Source organism: Pararhodobacter aggregans (genome assembly GCF_003075525.1).
Taxonomy (GTDB): domain Bacteria; phylum Pseudomonadota; class Alphaproteobacteria; order Rhodobacterales; family Rhodobacteraceae; genus Pararhodobacter; species Pararhodobacter aggregans.
The window spans coordinates 209,063-224,236 of the sequence record NZ_QDDR01000009.1 but is presented as its reverse complement, the minus strand read 5'-3'; the positions used below and the strand labels follow the sequence as shown (position 1 = coordinate 224,236).

At 67.8% G+C, this 15,174-nt stretch carries 17 protein-coding genes and 1 tRNA gene; 13 read left to right on the top strand and 5 right to left on the bottom strand.

Translation table 11 applies throughout. The features are described from left to right. Positions 1-26: 26 nt before the first annotated feature. From DDE23_RS17340 to DDE23_RS17320, 5 genes are all read left to right on the top strand, one after another. On the top strand, positions 27-1,316 hold the full coding sequence (locus DDE23_RS17340; protein WP_420330170.1) for an ABC transporter substrate-binding protein: 1,290 nt from the start codon (positions 27-29) through the stop codon (positions 1,314-1,316). Positions 1,317-1,380: 64 nt separating this feature from the next. Then, positions 1,381-2,205, top strand: a complete 825-nt coding sequence (locus DDE23_RS17335) for an ABC transporter ATP-binding protein (RefSeq protein WP_107753407.1) — start codon at positions 1,381-1,383, stop codon at positions 2,203-2,205. A gap of 61 nt (positions 2,206-2,266) precedes the next feature. Continuing rightward, complete coding sequence (locus DDE23_RS17330) at positions 2,267-3,487, top strand: phenylacetate--CoA ligase family protein (RefSeq protein WP_107753405.1); 1,221 nt, start codon at positions 2,267-2,269, stop codon at positions 3,485-3,487. Positions 3,488-3,518: 31 nt separating this feature from the next. After that, positions 3,519-5,165 (top strand): peptidoglycan-binding protein, encoded by a 1,647-nt coding sequence (locus DDE23_RS17325; protein ID WP_107753403.1) that lies wholly within the window; start codon positions 3,519-3,521, stop codon positions 5,163-5,165. Positions 5,166-5,400: 235 nt separating this feature from the next. Next, positions 5,401-6,018 (top strand): hypothetical protein, encoded by a 618-nt coding sequence (locus tag DDE23_RS17320; RefSeq protein ID WP_107753401.1) that lies wholly within the window; start codon positions 5,401-5,403, stop codon positions 6,016-6,018. 777 nt (positions 6,019-6,795) lie between these two features. Here DDE23_RS17320 and ykgO read toward each other — a convergent pair. Together ykgO and DDE23_RS17310 are read right to left on the bottom strand one after the other, a co-directional pair. Beyond that, the gene (gene ykgO, locus DDE23_RS17315) at positions 6,796-6,921 is read right to left on the bottom strand and encodes a type B 50S ribosomal protein L36 (protein WP_107753399.1); all 126 of its coding nucleotides are present in this window, start codon (positions 6,919-6,921) and stop codon (positions 6,796-6,798) included. A gap of 101 nt (positions 6,922-7,022) precedes the next feature. Beyond that, a tRNA-Val gene (locus DDE23_RS17310) sits at positions 7,023-7,097 on the bottom strand. Positions 7,098-7,224: 127 nt separating this feature from the next. On the opposite strand from DDE23_RS17310, the gene DDE23_RS17305 reads away from it, so the two are divergent. The 4 genes from DDE23_RS17305 to DDE23_RS17290 all read left to right on the top strand — a co-directional run bounded on the left by DDE23_RS17305 (position 7,225) and on the right by DDE23_RS17290 (position 10,940). Next, the gene (locus DDE23_RS17305; RefSeq protein WP_107753397.1) at positions 7,225-8,103 is read left to right on the top strand and encodes an N-formylglutamate amidohydrolase; all 879 of its coding nucleotides are present in this window, start codon (positions 7,225-7,227) and stop codon (positions 8,101-8,103) included. A 208-nt stretch (positions 8,104-8,311) separates the two neighbouring features. Then, a complete protein-coding gene (locus DDE23_RS17300; protein WP_238150035.1) occupies positions 8,312-9,319 on the top strand; it encodes an ABC transporter substrate-binding protein in 1,008 nt (335 codons plus the stop codon). A 77-nt stretch (positions 9,320-9,396) separates the two neighbouring features. Then, complete coding sequence (locus tag DDE23_RS17295; RefSeq protein ID WP_107753393.1) at positions 9,397-10,179, top strand: ABC transporter ATP-binding protein; 783 nt, start codon at positions 9,397-9,399, stop codon at positions 10,177-10,179. Beyond that, a complete protein-coding gene (locus DDE23_RS17290) occupies positions 10,176-10,940 on the top strand; it encodes an ABC transporter permease (RefSeq protein WP_107753391.1) in 765 nt (254 codons plus the stop codon). The genes DDE23_RS17295 and DDE23_RS17290 overlap by 4 nt, the downstream gene beginning before the upstream one ends. Before the next feature lie 39 nt (positions 10,941-10,979). Here the strand turns inward: DDE23_RS17290 and DDE23_RS17285 are convergent, their stop codons facing one another. Then, positions 10,980-11,501, bottom strand: coding sequence for an SRPBCC family protein (locus tag DDE23_RS17285; RefSeq protein WP_107753389.1), 522 nt, complete (start codon positions 11,499-11,501; stop codon positions 10,980-10,982). Beyond that, positions 11,498-11,830 (bottom strand): ArsR/SmtB family transcription factor, encoded by a 333-nt coding sequence (locus tag DDE23_RS17280; RefSeq protein ID WP_202863279.1) that lies wholly within the window; start codon positions 11,828-11,830, stop codon positions 11,498-11,500. The genes DDE23_RS17285 and DDE23_RS17280 overlap by 4 nt, the downstream gene beginning before the upstream one ends. A gap of 346 nt (positions 11,831-12,176) precedes the next feature. On the opposite strand from DDE23_RS17280, the gene rplS reads away from it, so the two are divergent. The 4 genes from rplS (at position 12,177) to DDE23_RS17260 (ending at position 14,935) form a co-directional block, all read left to right on the top strand. Continuing rightward, positions 12,177-12,557, top strand: coding sequence for a 50S ribosomal protein L19 (gene rplS / locus DDE23_RS17275; protein WP_107753385.1), 381 nt, complete (start codon positions 12,177-12,179; stop codon positions 12,555-12,557). 11 nt (positions 12,558-12,568) lie between these two features. Beyond that, positions 12,569-12,790, top strand: coding sequence for a 50S ribosomal protein L31 (gene rpmE, locus DDE23_RS17270; protein ID WP_107753384.1), 222 nt, complete (start codon positions 12,569-12,571; stop codon positions 12,788-12,790). Positions 12,791-12,857: 67 nt separating this feature from the next. Then, positions 12,858-14,042 (top strand): APC family permease, encoded by a 1,185-nt coding sequence (locus DDE23_RS17265; RefSeq protein WP_107753382.1) that lies wholly within the window; start codon positions 12,858-12,860, stop codon positions 14,040-14,042. An 83-nt stretch (positions 14,043-14,125) separates the two neighbouring features. Then, positions 14,126-14,935: a division plane positioning ATPase MipZ gene (locus DDE23_RS17260; RefSeq protein ID WP_107753380.1), complete on the top strand. Its 810-nt coding sequence runs from the start codon at positions 14,126-14,128 to the stop codon at positions 14,933-14,935. Between the two features lie 3 nt (positions 14,936-14,938). On the opposite strand, the gene DDE23_RS25195 is transcribed toward DDE23_RS17260, so the two are convergent. Continuing rightward, complete coding sequence (locus DDE23_RS25195; protein WP_157958060.1) at positions 14,939-15,097, bottom strand: hypothetical protein; 159 nt, start codon at positions 15,095-15,097, stop codon at positions 14,939-14,941. Positions 15,098-15,174: the final 77 nt, after the last annotated feature.

Here is a 15,174-nt window from a genome sequence, read left to right as displayed (position 1 = left end):
CCGTCATCGACTGGGAGGAGAAACCAATGAAGATGACCACGTTCGCGGCATTGCTTGCCGCCACGACCGGCCTCGCGGCGCCCGCCGTCGCGCAGGATCTGCACTTCCCGATGCTGAACTATCGCACCGGGCCCTTCGCCCCCGGCGGCATTCCCTTTGCCGACGGGTATCAGGACTACCTGACGCTCATCAACCAGCGTGACGGCGGCATCGGAGGGCTGCCGATCCGCATGAGCGAATGCGAAACCGCCTATAACACCGAGCGCGGCGTCGAATGCTACGAATCGATCCGCGGCGACAACCCGCTGATCCTGCAGCCGCTGTCGACCGGCATCACCTATCAGCTGATCCCGCGCGTCACCGCCGATGGCGTGCCGCTGCACACGATGGGCTACGGCCGGACCTCGGCCATGGAAGGCGAGACCTTCCCCTGGGTCTTCAACTATCCCGCCAACTACTGGGACGGTGCCTCGGTCGCGATCAACTACCTGCTCAGCCAGAACGGGGATTCGCTGGACGGCAAGAAGATCGTCCTTCTTTACCACAACTCGGCCTATGGCCGCGAACCGATCCCGACGCTGGAATCGCTCGCCGCCAGCAACGGGTTCGAACTGGTGCTGATCCCCGTCGACTCGCCCGGTCAGGAGCAGTCCAGCCAGTGGCTGCAGATCCGCCGCGAGCGCCCGGATTACGTGATCATGTGGGGCTGGGGCGTGATGAACGCGGTCGCCATCCAGGAGGCCGCCAACATCCGCTTCCCGATGGACCATTTCATCGGCATCTGGTGGTCGGGCTCGGAGAACGACGTGGTGCCGGTGGGCGCGGGCGCCGACGGCTATACCGCGCTGACCTTCCACGGCGTCGGCCGCGACTATCCGCTCTATGACGACATCCAGACCTATGTCGTGGACCGCGGGATGGCCGCCGGCAACGGTGACCAGATCGGTTCGGCGGTCTATTCCCGCGGGCTCTATGCCGCGATGCTGGCGGTCGAGGCCGCCCGTACCGCGCAGGAACTGGCGGGCCATGCCCAGATCAACGCCGCCGAAATGCGGGCGGGCATGGAAGCGCTGAGCATCACCGAAGAGCGTCTGGCCGAGCTGGGCCTGCCGAACTTCTCGGCGCCCTTCGACGTCAACTGCCAGAACCATGGCGGCGGCGGCGCGGCGATGATGCAGCAATGGGACGCCGACACCCAGACCTGGAGCCTGATTACCGACTGGATCCAGTCCGACCGGACCCTGATCGGCGAACTGGCGACGGCTGACGCCGCGGCCTACGCGACCGAGAACAACATCACCCCGGGCTGCCTCTGAGCCCGGAACGGCGGGCGCCTCCGGGCGCCCGCCACCCCCAACCCGATTGATGACGGATCCCGCCATGTTCGATGCCAAGCCCCAGGCCGAGACGCTGCTCGATGTCAAGAACATCGAGGTGATCTACAACCATGTGATCCTGGTGCTGAAAGGGGTCAGCCTGGCGGTGCCCAAGGGTGGCATCACCGCGCTTCTGGGCGGCAACGGCGCGGGCAAGTCCACCACGCTCAAGTCGATCTCGGGCCTCCTCAAATCCGAACGCGGCGAGATCACCAAGGGCTCGATCAGCTACAAGGGCAAGGATCTGGCGGGCCGCGACCCGGCCGATCTGGTCAAGTCCGGCGTCATCCAGGTCATGGAGGGGCGCCATTGCTTCGAACACCTGACGGTCGAGGAGAACCTGCTGACCGGCAGCTACACAAGGACCGACGGACGCGGCGCCACCGCCGCCGATCTGGAGATGGTCTATGAATATTTCCCCCGCCTGAAGACCCGCCGCAAGTCGCAGGCCGGCTACACCTCGGGCGGTGAACAGCAGATGGTGGCCATCGGCCGGGCGATGATGGCCCGGCCCGAGATGATCCTCCTGGACGAGCCCTCGATGGGCCTTGCGCCGCAGCTGGTCGAGCAGATCTTCGAGATCGTGCGCCGCCTCAACGAGGAACAGGGCGTGACGATCCTCTTGGCCGAGCAGAACACCAACGTGGCGCTGAAATACGCCCATACCGGCTATATCCTTGAAAACGGCCGCGTCGTCATGGACGGCACCGCGCAGGCCCTGCGCGAGAACCCGGATGTGGCCGAATTCTACCTCGGCATGTCGGACAAGGGGCGCAAGTCGTTCCGCGACGTGCGCAGCTACCGCCGCCGCAAGCGCTGGCTGGCCTGAGACCGCAGACGCAAACGACCTGCCCGCGACGGGCACAAGACGGGAGGCCCCAGTGGGAGCCATGGGAAAGCACTTCGACACGCTCGAGACCCGCTCGGCCGACCAGCGCGCCGCCGACCTTGCGCGGGATCTGCCGCGGCTGATCGCCCGGGCGCAGGGCACCGCCGGGCTGGGCGCGGTCCTGGCGGGCGTCGATGCCGCGGCCATCACCGATGCCGCGGCGCTGGCCGCCCTGCCGGTGCTGCGCAAATCGGCGCTGGTCGCGGCGCAGGCGGCCTCGGCCCCGTTCGGCGGCTATGCCGCGCTGAAGACCGCCGAGTTCGACCATGTCTTCCAGTCGCCGGGCCCGATCTATGAACCGGGTCGTGCCAGCGCCGATTGGTGGCGGCTGGGGCGGTTCCTGACCGCCTCGGGCATCGGGCGCGGCGATATCGTGCAGAACTGCTTTTCCTACCACCTGGTCCCGGCCGGGATGATGTTCGAGAGTGGCGCCCGCGCGGTGGGCGCCGCCGTCCTGCCCGCGGGCACCGGCCAGACCGAATTGCAGCTGCGCGCGGCCGTGGACATCGGCACCACCGCCTATGCCGGGACGCCCGATTACCTGAAGATCATCCTCGACAAGGCCGAGGAGATGGGCGAGCGGCTGGCCATCACCAAGGCGGTGGTGGGCGGCGGCGCCCTCTTCCCGTCGCTGCGTGCCTTCTATGCCGAGCGCGGGATCACCTGCCGCCAATGCTATGCCACCGCCGATCTGGGCAACGTGGCCTACGAGACGGACGCGATGGAGGGCATGGTCATCGACGAGGGGGTGATCGTCGAAATCGTCCGCCCCGGCACCGGCGATCCCGTGCCGCATGGCGAGGTGGGCGAGGTCGTGGTGACCACGCTGAACATGGATTACCCGCTGGTGCGCTTCGCCACCGGGGACCTGTCGGCGATCATGGAGGGCGTCAGCCCCTGCGGCCGCACCAACTTGCGCATCAAGGGCTGGATGGGCCGCGCCGACCAGACGACCAAGATCAAGGGCATGTTCGTGCGCCCCGAACAGGTCGCGGCCTTCGTCGCCCGGCACGAGGAGGTGGGCCGCGCCCGCGTCATCGCCACCCGGGAGGGGGAAATGGACATGATGACGGTCCGCATCGAAACCCGGGCGTCCAATCCGGCGTTGTATGAAACCACGCTGCTCGATACGCTGAAATTGCGGGGCAAGGTTGAACTCGTGCCGCCCGGCACCCTGCCCAATGACGGCAAGGTGATCGAGGATCTGCGCAGCTACGAGTAACCTTCAGGCCTCCGCAGGAAGGGAGGCCTTGATGAAGTTCCGTCTGACCGCCGCGATGCTGCTGACCGCCGTCGCCTTGCCCGCGATGGCCGATACCGGCGCCGTGCTGATCGTCGCCAACGAGGATTACCAGTCGATCCGCGATGCCCGCGGCGCCCGGGCCATGGTGCAGGCCGAAGGGGTCCTGCAACAGGCGGGCTTCGATGTGGATATCGCCACCGATGTCTCGGCCAACGCGCTGCGCGCCGCGCTCTCGGGCCTGTCCGAGACGCTCCGGACCGGCGACGACGAGCGGGTGATCTTCGTCTATGCGGGCTATACGGTCAGCGCCGATCACGGCATCTGGCTGATGGGGACCGAGGCCCGCAGCCCCGATTTCGCCACCGTCGAAAGCTACGGCGTGCGGCTTGAAACGGTGCTGGCGCTGGCCGGTCAGCGGCAGGGCGGGGCCATCGTCGCGCTGGCCGATTTCGGCTTTCCAGAGAATGCGGCAGGCGGGTTCCGCGGCGGGTTGCCGCCGCAGATCACCGTGCCGCAGGGCGTGACGCTGGTGCGCGGCCCCGCCGCCGGGATCGCTGTCTTCCTGCGCGACATCGCCCGCCCCGGCGTCAATGTGGCGCAGGCCGTCGCCCGCCGTTCGGACCTGCGGATCGAGGGGTTCACGCCGCCCCATCTGACCTTCCTGCCCGAGGGGCACCAGCCCCCGCCCTCCGCCGACCGCAACGCCGAGGATCGCCTCGCCTGGCAGGTCGCGGCCAATGCCGACACGCTGGCGGCCTATGAATCCTACCTTGCGAACTGGCCCAACGGCATCTTCGCCGAGCAGGCCCGCAACGCCCGCCAGCGGCTGATGAACACGCCCGAGAGAATCGAGCAGGCGCTGAACCTGACCCGCGACGAGCGCCGGGCGATCCAGCGCGACCTGACCATCCTTGGCTTCGATCCGCGCGGCATCGACGGCATCTTCGGCGGCGGCACCCGCGCCGCCGTGGGCGCCTGGCAGGGAGCGAACCGGCTGACCCAGACCGGGTTCCTCAACCGCGACCAGATCTTCGAACTGGCCCAGCAGGGCGCCCGCCGCGCCGCCCAGCTGGAAGAAGAGGCCCGCGCCCGCGCCGCCGAGCAGGAGCGCGCCGACCGCCAGTTCTGGCGCGATACCGGCGCCGGGCAGGACGAGGCCGGGATGCGCGCCTATCTGCAGCGCTTCCCCGACGGGATCTTCTCGGCCGTGGCCCAGCAACGCCTCGACCAGATCGAGGCCGACCGCCGCGCCGCCGCCCAGGCCCGCGACCGCGCCGCCTGGGACCAGGCCGCCCAGACCGACACGATCGCCGCTTATGACGGCTATATCCGCGCCTTCCCGCAGGGCGCCTTCGCCGATCAGGCCCGCACCCGCATCCAGCAGCTTTCCCGCCCGCAGGAGCCCGAGGTCGATGAGGGCGCCGCCCGGGCCGAGGAAGACCTCATGCAACTTCCGCAATTCACCCGGGTCATCATCGAGCAGCGGCTGGCCATGCTGGGGCTGGAGCCGGGCACTCCGGACGGCACCTTCGACCGCGACACCCGCCGCGCCATCCGCCGGTATCAGCGCCGCGCCGACCTGCCGGTGACCGGCTACCTGACCCAACCCATCGTCGCGCGGCTTTTGACCGAGGGGGTGCTGAACCTGCTGCGCTGAGGCGGGTTCCAGGCGTGGGGCATCGGCCGGGGTGAGCGATTCCAGGGGCTTGTCAGCGCGCGTTCCCTTCTGGCTGGCGTGTCCCGGGGCGCCCGAGGCCCGGATGGGGGCTGGTCACGAACAATTTGACTCGAACCTTCAGTTTACGGGTTGAAACCTTCGGTCAGGCTTTCCGGTTGGTGAAAATGAGGGTCGCGGATGTGACGCACCCTCGTCACCACACGGGAGAAGAACGATGAAGATCACCAAACCCATGGTCGTCGCGTTGACCCTCGTCGGCGCGGGCCTCCCCCTTCCGGCTCTCAGCCAGAGCGGCGCAGGTATCTGCGACCAACCCGCCAGCAATCTGACGCCGTCCGAATTGCGACAGGTGCTCGCGGGGCATTGCCAGCAAGTGGTATCCCGCGATCAGGCCGGCACTGAACCCGGCCAACCGGGGACCGGCACCAATCCGAACCCCGGCACCAATCCCGGCGGCGGCAGCAACGGCGGCGGCGTTGCCGTGGAGATCGGCGGCGGCGGTGTCGGGATCGGCGTCGGTGACAACGCCGCCTCCGGCAACACCGGCGGCATCAACGCGGGCGTCGGAACCAGTGCCGCCTCGGGCAATGCCGGCGGCGCCAATGTCGGTCTCGGCGACACCGCCGCCTCCGGCAACGATGGCGGTCTGAATGTCGGGATCGGCGACAATGCGGCGTCGAGCAATCAGGGCGGTATCAACGTCGATATCGGCGGCGGCGGTACGGGGGCTGGCAGCAACAACGCCGGCGGCATCAACGCCGGCATCGGCGGCGAGCACGGTCTGGGTGTCTCCTTGGACGGCAACGGCCTCGGGGTTTCCCTCGGGCGCTGACAGACCGGGTGGGGCTCCGGCCCCGCCTATCCCGACGCCTCGCGTGACGAAGCCTCGCGTGACGGTGCGCGGTTCGGGTGACCACCGGGCCGCCACAGGCGAGGGGCGCCTCCGAAGACAAGGGGATCGCCGATCCCGCCGGGGCGACAGCCGAGGTGCCGGGCGCATGCCCCGGAATCGCCCCGGCGGCCTTCGCGACGGCGCGAGGCCCCGGTCGCAGACCTCGCTGCATCGTCCGCAGGCCCGCCACCCGAGGGACCAGCCCAGAGGGCTGGCGCGGGCCCACCGTCTTTCGCACGACTCCGAGGTCAGCCCCTCGGCGATCCTCGCAACCCGCCCTGCGCTCTCAGGCGTTCGGCGGGGCAGCTCCGCCCGATGGGTCGCCCCACCCCAACCCCTTCCGGTTGACGACGATCATGCCCGTCAATGCGCGCCGGCTGCGGGCCCTCGGGACGGTTTTCTCACCATGCCGCCTCAGGCCGGAACATGACCGGACGGAAGGCGGTCGCGCCGGCTCGATCAAGGGGCAACCGCAGATCCCCGCTCCCGAATCGCCCCATCTTTGTTCCCCAAATATCCACGGGGTTTCCAAAGGGGGGCGTGCCCCCCTTTGGGCAGGGGGTGCGGGGGGCGGCAGCCCCCCGCCCTGGTCGCCCGAAACGCCCGCGACAGCGGGGGCCGAGGGCGAAACCCCTCCCGCCCCGGTCACATGCGACGGGTCACATGCGAAAGGCCGCACCCGGGGGTGCGGCCTTCACTGTCCCTCGAATTCGAGGCTCAGCCCTGGCGGGCCTTGTATTTCTTTTGGGTCTTGTTGATCACATAGATCCGGCCCTTGCGGCGCACGATCTGGCAATCGCGATGGCGCTGCTTCAGCGAGCGCAGCGAATTCCTGACCTTCATCGGTCTTCTCCTCTTCGCGGCGCCGTGCGCCTTGAAACTGTTACGCCCCGTGGGCCAAAGCCCGTGGGACGCGATGATCACCTGCCTCCCGACAGAGGCAATGGTGGGCACGACAAGGTTCGAACTTGTGACCCCTACGATGTCAACGTAGTGCTCTACCACTGAGCTACGCGCCCGTACAGCCGGCCCATCCGCGAGGGGGGCCGCGTCCGTGGAGGGGTCTATAAAAGGACTCGCCGGGACGCGCAAGGGCTTTCCGCAGCCCGATTTCGGCCTTTATACTCCGCCGAAAGGAGGCCCGGGATGCCGCGTGCCGTCACCATCCATGCGCCCGACCGGATCACCTCGGCGGTGATCTTCGCCTCGCCCCATTCCGGGCGGGTCTATCCGCCCGATTTGCTGGCCCGCGCGCAGGTGTCCGAGACGGTTCTGCGCTCGTCCGAGGACGCCTATGTCGATCTCCTGCTGACCGATGCGCCGCGCTTCGGGGCGCCGGTCATCACCACCGAGGTGCCGCGCGCCTATGTCGATTTCAACCGGGCCGCCGATGAATTCGACCCGGCGCTGATCGAGGGGGCATCGCGCGGCGGGCTCAATCCGCGGGTGGCGTCCGGTCTTGGCGTGCTGGCGCGGGTGGTGGCGAACGGGCGGGCGATCTATCGCGGCAAGCTGCCGATGGCCGAGGCCGAGCGGCGAATCGGCCGTTACTGGGCGCCCTATCACCGCGCGCTGGAAGAGCTGATCGCCACGCAGCACGCCCGATTCGGCTCGGTGCTGCTGTGCGACATGCATTCCATGCCGCATGAGGCCCTGGCCGGGCATCCCGGCCGCGGCCCGACCCGGCCCGATGTGATTCTCGGGGACCGCTGGGGCGCCTCGGCGGCGCCGGGCGTGGTCGCGGCGGTCGAGAAGGCCTTCACCGACCACGGCTTCGTGGTCGCCCGCAACGCGCCCTTCGCCGGGGCCTATGTGGCGCAGCGCTACGGCCAGCCCTCGCGCGGGATCCACGCGGTGCAGGTCGAGATCGACCGCGCGCTTTACCTCGATGAGAAGAGTATCGAGCCCCTGCCGCGATTCGACGCCTTCCGGGCGTTGATGCGGTCGGTGGTGGAGCGGCTGGCGGCGATCGACCCCGGACATGCCGCCGCGGGGGGCGGCCCGCTGGATCTGGCGGCCGAGTGACCGGCTATTCTTTCGATTCCGCGACAAGTGTTTCAGGCATGAACGGAAACCCGCGCGCGGGAAGTGGTGTAGGTTTGTGCAGTCTATGCGTTTTTTCGCCCGTTTCTTGGGCGCCTTGGGCCGTGACGGCACCGGCATTGCGGCGGATCGTTCCAACCGCGCCGGGTCCGCTAGAATGAGCCAGTCTTTGCAACAGGAGCCAGATCCCGTGACCCGTCCGCTTTTCCTTGCCAGCCTTCTCGGTGCGGTGCTTGCCACCCCCGTCTTCGCGCAGACCTCGGTCCCCTTCACGCTGGACTGGCGGTTCGAGGGTCCGGCCGCGCCCTATTTCCTGGCCATCGACAATGGCCATTTCGAGGCCGAGGGCCTCTCGGTCGAAATCTCGCCCGGCCAGGGCTCGCTCGATGCCATTCCGAAAGTGGCGACCGGCGCCTTCCCGATGGGCTTTGCCGATATGGCCAGCCTGATCAAGTTCCTCGACCAGAACCCGGACGCGCCGGTGACGGCGATCATGATGATGTACGACGTCCCGGCCTTCGCCGTGGTCGGCCGCCGCTCGCTGGGGGTGGAGACGCCGCAGGATCTGCTGGGCCGCCGTCTGGGCGCCCCGCCGCCCGATGGCGCCTGGGCGCAATTCCCGGTCTTCGCCGCCGAGCAGGGCCTCGACATGAGCCAGATCACCGTGGAGCCCGTCGGCTTCCCGACCCGCGAGCCGATGCTGGCGGCGGGCGAGGTCGATGCGGTGACGGGCTTCTCCTTCACCTCGTCGCTGTCGACCATGCGGCTGGGCGTTCCGGCCGAGGATATCGTCATCATGCTGATGGCCGATTACGGTGTTGAACTCTACGGCAACGCGATCATCGTCAACACCGACTGGGCCGAGGCCAATCCCGAGCTGGTGACCGGCTTCCTGCGCGCCGTTGCCGCCGGGGTCCGCGATGCCGCCGCCGATCCGGCCGCCGGTGTCGCCGCCATCGCCGCGCGCAACCCCGCGCTCGACAGCGAGCTGGAGGTGGAGCGTCTGAACATGGCGCTGCGCGACAACATCCTGACCCCCTGGGTCATGGAGCATGGTCTGGGCGGCATCGACGCCGAGCGTTTCGCCACCTCGCTGGAGCAGATCGGCATGGGCTATACCTTCACCAACCCGGTCGATGCTTCGCGCTATTTCACCGACGCCTATCTGCCGACCGACGGCAGCCTGATGATGCAATGAGCCATCGGGCGGCATGAGACCGAAAGGCCCGGCCCCCAGCGGCCGGGCCTTTTGCTGAAAAAGAACGGGGGACAGCGGTGGACAATCTGATCGACATCAAGGGCGTGACCCACGCCTACAAGACCAAGGCGGGGCCGTTTCCGGTTCTGAGGGATCTCAACATCTCGATCCCGCAGCATTCCTTCTGCGCGGTGGTCGGCCCCTCGGGCTGCGGGAAATCGACGCTGACGCGGCTCATCGCCGGGTTGATGTTCCCGGACCAAGGCGAGGTCTGGCTGCATGGCGAGCTTGTCAAAAGCCCGCGCAAGACCGTGGGCATGGCCTTTCAGAACCCGGTGCTGCTGGAATGGCGCACCATCCTGCAGAACGTGATCCTGCCCTTGGAGATCGTCGCGCCGATGATGCCCAAGGCGCAGAAGGAAGCCCGCGCGCGGGAATTGCTGGCCATGGTCGGGCTGGAGGGGTTCGAGGGCAAGCGCCCCTCCGAACTGTCCGGCGGGATGCGCCAGCGGGCGAGCCTGTGCCGGGCGCTGGTCCACAAGCCCGACATCATCATCCTCGACGAGCCCTTCGGCGCGCTCGATGCCTTCACGCGCGAGGATCTGTGGCAGACCATGCACCAGCTGCGCGCCAACGAGCCCTTCACCGCGCTGTTGATTACCCATGACCTGCGCGAAAGCGTCTATCTGGGCGATCAGGTGGTCGTGCTGTCCGGCCGCCCCGCCACCACGCAATACGTGATGAGCGTCGATATTCCCGGGCCGCGCCCCCTGGAGATGCTCTACGAGCCCGACACGGTCGAGCGGCTGGCGGTGTTGCGCCGGGAGATCCAGATCGCGCAGGGGAGGGCCGTGGCATGATCGACTGGAAAAAGATCCTCGTCCCCGTCGCTGCGGTGGTGGTCCTGCTGCTGCTCTGGGAATTGCTGGTCTGGGCCATGGGCTGGCCGGATTACAAGATGGCCTCGCCCAGCGACCTCTGGCCCGCTTTCCTGCGCTATCAGCACCTGTTCTGGCAATACGGCTGGCAGACCCTGTGGCGCACGGTGGTGGGCCTCGGCGTGGCGGTGGTGTTCGGCACGCTGCTGGGCATGGTCATGGGCCTGTCCAAGACCATGAACGACGCGCTTTACCCGCTGCTGGTGGGCTTCAACGCCATCCCCAAGGCGACGGTGGTGCCGGTCATCGCCCTGATGTTCGTGGGCCAGCACGATTTCAACACGATCCTGATGGCCTTCATGATCTCGTTCTTCCCGATCGCCGTGTCCGTGGCCATCGGCCTGTCGACGCTGGAGCCGGAATACCGCGACATCCTGCGGTCGCTTGGCGCCAGCCGGATGACGGTGTTCTGGAAGATCGCGTTGCCCAAGACCCTTCCCGAGTTCTTCGGTGCGCTGAAAGTGGCGGTGACGCTGGCCTTCATCGGCACCAACCTCGTGGAGATCATCACCCCGCATGGCCGGGGTCTGGGGCATCTGTTCCAGAGCGCCCAGACCAACAGCGACTTCCCGCTGATGTTCGCGGTGCTGATCGCCTTGGCCGCCTTGGGGATCATGCTCTATTACGCCATCGTCGCGCTGGAGCGGATCTTTGCCGGCTGGGCGGTGCGGCCCGGGCATTGACGGATCGGGTCCCCGCCTCTCGGGGCGGGGACCTGTCGTTCAGCGCGCGTCGTAAAGGCCGCGCAGCCGCGTGTAATGGCGCCAGAGCGAGGGCGGCTCGACCCCCTCGGCCAGCGCCCGCAGGATGTCGAGATGGCTGTGCCATCCGGCCGAGACGCTGAGCCGCATCGCGTCGGTGATCCCGGTATGGGTCAGGGTCAGCAGCACGCGACCCTCACGTTCCGTCAGCTCGATCCGCACCTCGCCCGCGCCCCAGCTGAAGGCGAGCAGGTGCATCGGTTCGACAGCGGTGACCTGCGACGCCATCGAATGCTCCTCGCCGAAATCGGCAGGGCGGGGGTCATCCCTGGCGCTGAGGTCGTCGTTGCGCCAGGTGAGCGTCAGGGGCGCACCGGGGCGCAGATCCATGTCGCCCGCCGCCAGCCATTTGGCGCGTTTGTCGCTGTCGGTGAGGAAGGCCCATAGCCGGGGCAGGGGGCCGGGCAGCCAGCGCTGGATCACCAGCGTATCGCCCGCAGGGTTCAGGGCGGCGAAGTCTTCGGTCGGGGTCTGGTCGTTCATTCCGTGTCTCCGGTGTTGGGTTTGGCGTCATCCTCGCGCAGCAGGCGTTCCAGCGTGTCGAGGCGGTCGGTCCAGAAGCGTTCGTAGAAGGCGAGTTCCTGCTGCGCGGCAGCGAGGGGTGCTGCGTTCAGCCGGCAGGTATGGGTGCGCCACTGGACCTGTCGGTCGATGAGCCCCGCCTTTTCCAGCACCTTGATGTGCTTGGAGGCGGCGGCGAGGGTCATGGCATGGGGTGCTGCCAATTCACCGATGGTGCGTTCACCCCCGGCAAGATCGCGCAGCATGGCGCGGCGGGTGGCGTCGCTGAGGGCGTGGAAGATCTGGTCCATGGGGGGTGATTCTCGTTCAACCATGTGGTAAATCTATGCTTGGCGTGGCTATCATTCAACCTATTAGTTGATCGACGGCCGCGCCCCCGTCCGGCCCCTTGCCAGCAAGGCTTGACCGCTGATCCGGCAGCCCCTATACCGCGCCCGTCCGGGGGCGGAATCGCCCGCCGGGCCGTTTTCGTTTGGGCCCCGCCTGCGCCGGTGGAGTCAGGCCCGCACGGAAGGTACAGAACGACGCGCGCATCTCTGGCGGACGGCCCTGTCGGGCGGGATCCGGTGGACGACCAGAGCAATGAGCCGGCACAGACCTTCACGGAGCAACCGTGAGCATCATAGGAGAGATCAGATGAACCTGATCGCGGAACTCGAAGCCGAGCAGATCGCTGCGCTCGGCAAGGAAATCCCGGATTTCAAGGCCGGCGACACCGTTCGCATCGGCTATAAAGTGACCGAAGGCACCCGGTCGCGCGTGCAGGCCTTCGAAGGCGTCTGCATCGGCCGCTCGGGCGGCAAGGGCATCGGCGCCTCGTTCACCGTGCGCAAGATCTCGTTCGGCGAAGGCGTCGAGCGGATGTTCCCGCTCTATTCGACCAACATCGACTCGATCACCGTGGTCCGCCGCGGCAAGGTCCGTCGCGCCAAGCTGTACTACCTGCGCGATCGCCGCGGCAAGTCGGCCCGTATCGCCGAGAAAACCAACTACCGCCCGATGGGCAGCGACGCGTAAGGAACCGGACGATGAAAGCCTCGATCCACCCCGATTACCACCTGATCAACGTCAAGCTTGTCGACGGCACCATCGTGCAGATGATGTCGACCTGGGGCAAGGAAGGCGACACCATGGCGCTGGACATCGACCCCTCGGTGCACCCGGCCTGGACCGGCGGCACCTCGCGCCTGATGGACACCGGCGGCCGCGTGTCGAAGTTCAAGAACAAGTACGCGGGCCTCGGCTTCTGAGCCGACCCTCGCCAAGATCCCGGAACGCCGCTACATCCGTAGCGGCGTTTCGCATTTCGGGGGGGCGATGATCCTGAACCTCGCCATTCTGGCCACCATTGCCGTCGTCCTGGCCCTGCTGTGGCTGCCGCGCCTGCGCCGGGCCGAGGTCTGGCGGGCCATGGTGACGCCCTTGGCCTCGATCATCGGCTCGGGCTTTCTGGTGCTGGGGCCGCTCTTGAACCACGCCTATGGCGGCTGGGCGCCGCTGGCGATGGCGCTGCTGTGCCTGGTGGCCTGGGCCTTCGGCAGGGCGATCCGCGACAACATCCGCGCCATCGAGACGCAGGGCGCCGCCGGTCCCGCCTGGGCCGAAAGCACGGCCTCGGCGCTGCTGGGCTTCGCCTATATGATCTCGGTCGCCTATTACCTGAACCTCCTGGGCAGTTTCGCCGTCTCGCTCACGCCCTTCGAGTCGCCGCTGGCGGCGCGGGCGGTGACCACCGCGGTCTATGCGGTGATCCTGATTGTCGGCTGGACCCGCGGCTTTGCCGTGCTGGAGCGGATGGAATACGCGAGCGTTGCGCTGAAACTCGCCATCATCGCCGGGCTGGTGCTGGCGCTGGCCGTCTTTACCGCTGGCAAGGCGGCCGGGGGCGGCCTGATCTTCGCCCCGGCCAGCGAGACGGGGCTGGCGGCGCTGACCCTCGGCTTCGGCATGATCGTCACCGTGCAGGGGTTCGAGACCTCGCGCTATCTGGGCCGCGACTACGGGGCCGAGGTGCGGATCCGCTCCATGCGCTGGGCGCAGATCGCCTCGACCCTGATCTATCTGGTCTATATCGCCCTGGTCACCTATGCCTTCGACCCCGCCGGCATCGCGCTGAGCGAGACGGCCATCGTGGACATGATGGGCGCCGTCGCCCCGGTCCTGCCCTTCGTGCTGGTCGCCGCGGCGCTGGCGGCGCAATTCTCGGCGGCGGTGGCGGATACCGGCGGCTCGGGCGGGCTGATCGAGGAACTGAGCCGCAAGCGCATCAGCACGCGGCAGGCCTATGCCTTGACCGCGGCGGTGGGGCTGGGGCTGACCTGGGCCGCGGATGTGTTCCAGATCATCGCCTATGCCTCGCGCGCCTTTGCCGCCTATTACGCGGCGCAATCGGCCATCGCAGCGGCGCGGTTCTGGCCGGAAAACAAGGCCAAGGCGGGGCTTTACGGGGCGCTGGCGCTGCTTGGCGCCGCCATCGCCCTCTTCGGTCAGTCCATCGAATAGGCGGGTTTCCGCTTTCCCCGCGCGGAGCCTCGGCATATGGTCCGCCGACGCCGCGAAGGGCGGGAAAAAGGCAGGAAGACACCGTGGCGCATATCATCGTCACCGGCAACGAGAAGGGCGGGTCGGGCAAGTCCACGACCGCCATGCATATTGCAACGGCTCTGGCGCGGATGGGGCACCGGGTGGGGGCGCTGGACCTCGATGTCCGGCAGCGGACCTTCGGCCGCTATGTCGAGAACCGCAACGCCTTCTGCGCGCGCGAGGGGATCACCCTGCCCAGCCCGGTCTACCGCGAGCTGCCCGCCATCGACCCGGCCAGCCTGCCCGCGGGCGAGAACATCAACGACCACCGCCTGTCCGAGGCGATGGCGGGCCTCGACGAGGCCAGCGATTTCATCGTCATCGACTGCCCCGGCAGCCATACACGGCTGAGCCAGGTGGCGCATTCGCTGGCCGATACGCTCATCACGCCGATGAACGACAGTTTCGTCGATTTCGACCTGCTGGCGCGGATCGACCCGAACACCAACGCGGTGCTGGGCCCCTCGATCTATGCCGAGATGGTCTGGCAGGCGCGGCAGCTGCGCGCCAAGGCCGGGCTGAAGCCGATTGACTGGATCGTGCTGCGCAACCGTCTGGGCGCGCAGCAGATGCACAACAAGCGCAAGGTCGGCGAGGCGCTGGACGCCCTGTCCAAGCGCATCGGCTTCCGCGTGGCGCCCGGGTTTTCCGAGCGCGTGATCTTCCGCGAACTGTTCCCGCGCGGGCTAACGCTGCTCGATCTGAAGGATACCGGCGTCGAGCAGATGAACATCTCGAACGTCGCCGCACGGCAGGAATTGCGCGATCTCTTGACCGCGCTGCGCCTGCCGGGCCTTCAGGTCAGCGTCTGACCCTCAATGCTTGAAGAACCGCTTTTCCGGCAGCGTGTCCGGCAGGTGGCGGTGCAGGTCGTCGAGGCGTTCGAAGACCCGCTGCTCGTCCTCGGCAAAGAGGTTGAGCGGCAGTTTCACGGCCTGGCCGAGGAAGTCGAGGGCGGCTTGCGAGAAGGTCATGGGCGGGGTCTCCGTGCGGTTTTGCTTCGTGGTTAATTGAGCGGTGCTTTCGGGCGAGATTGCGGCCCTCCGAGGGT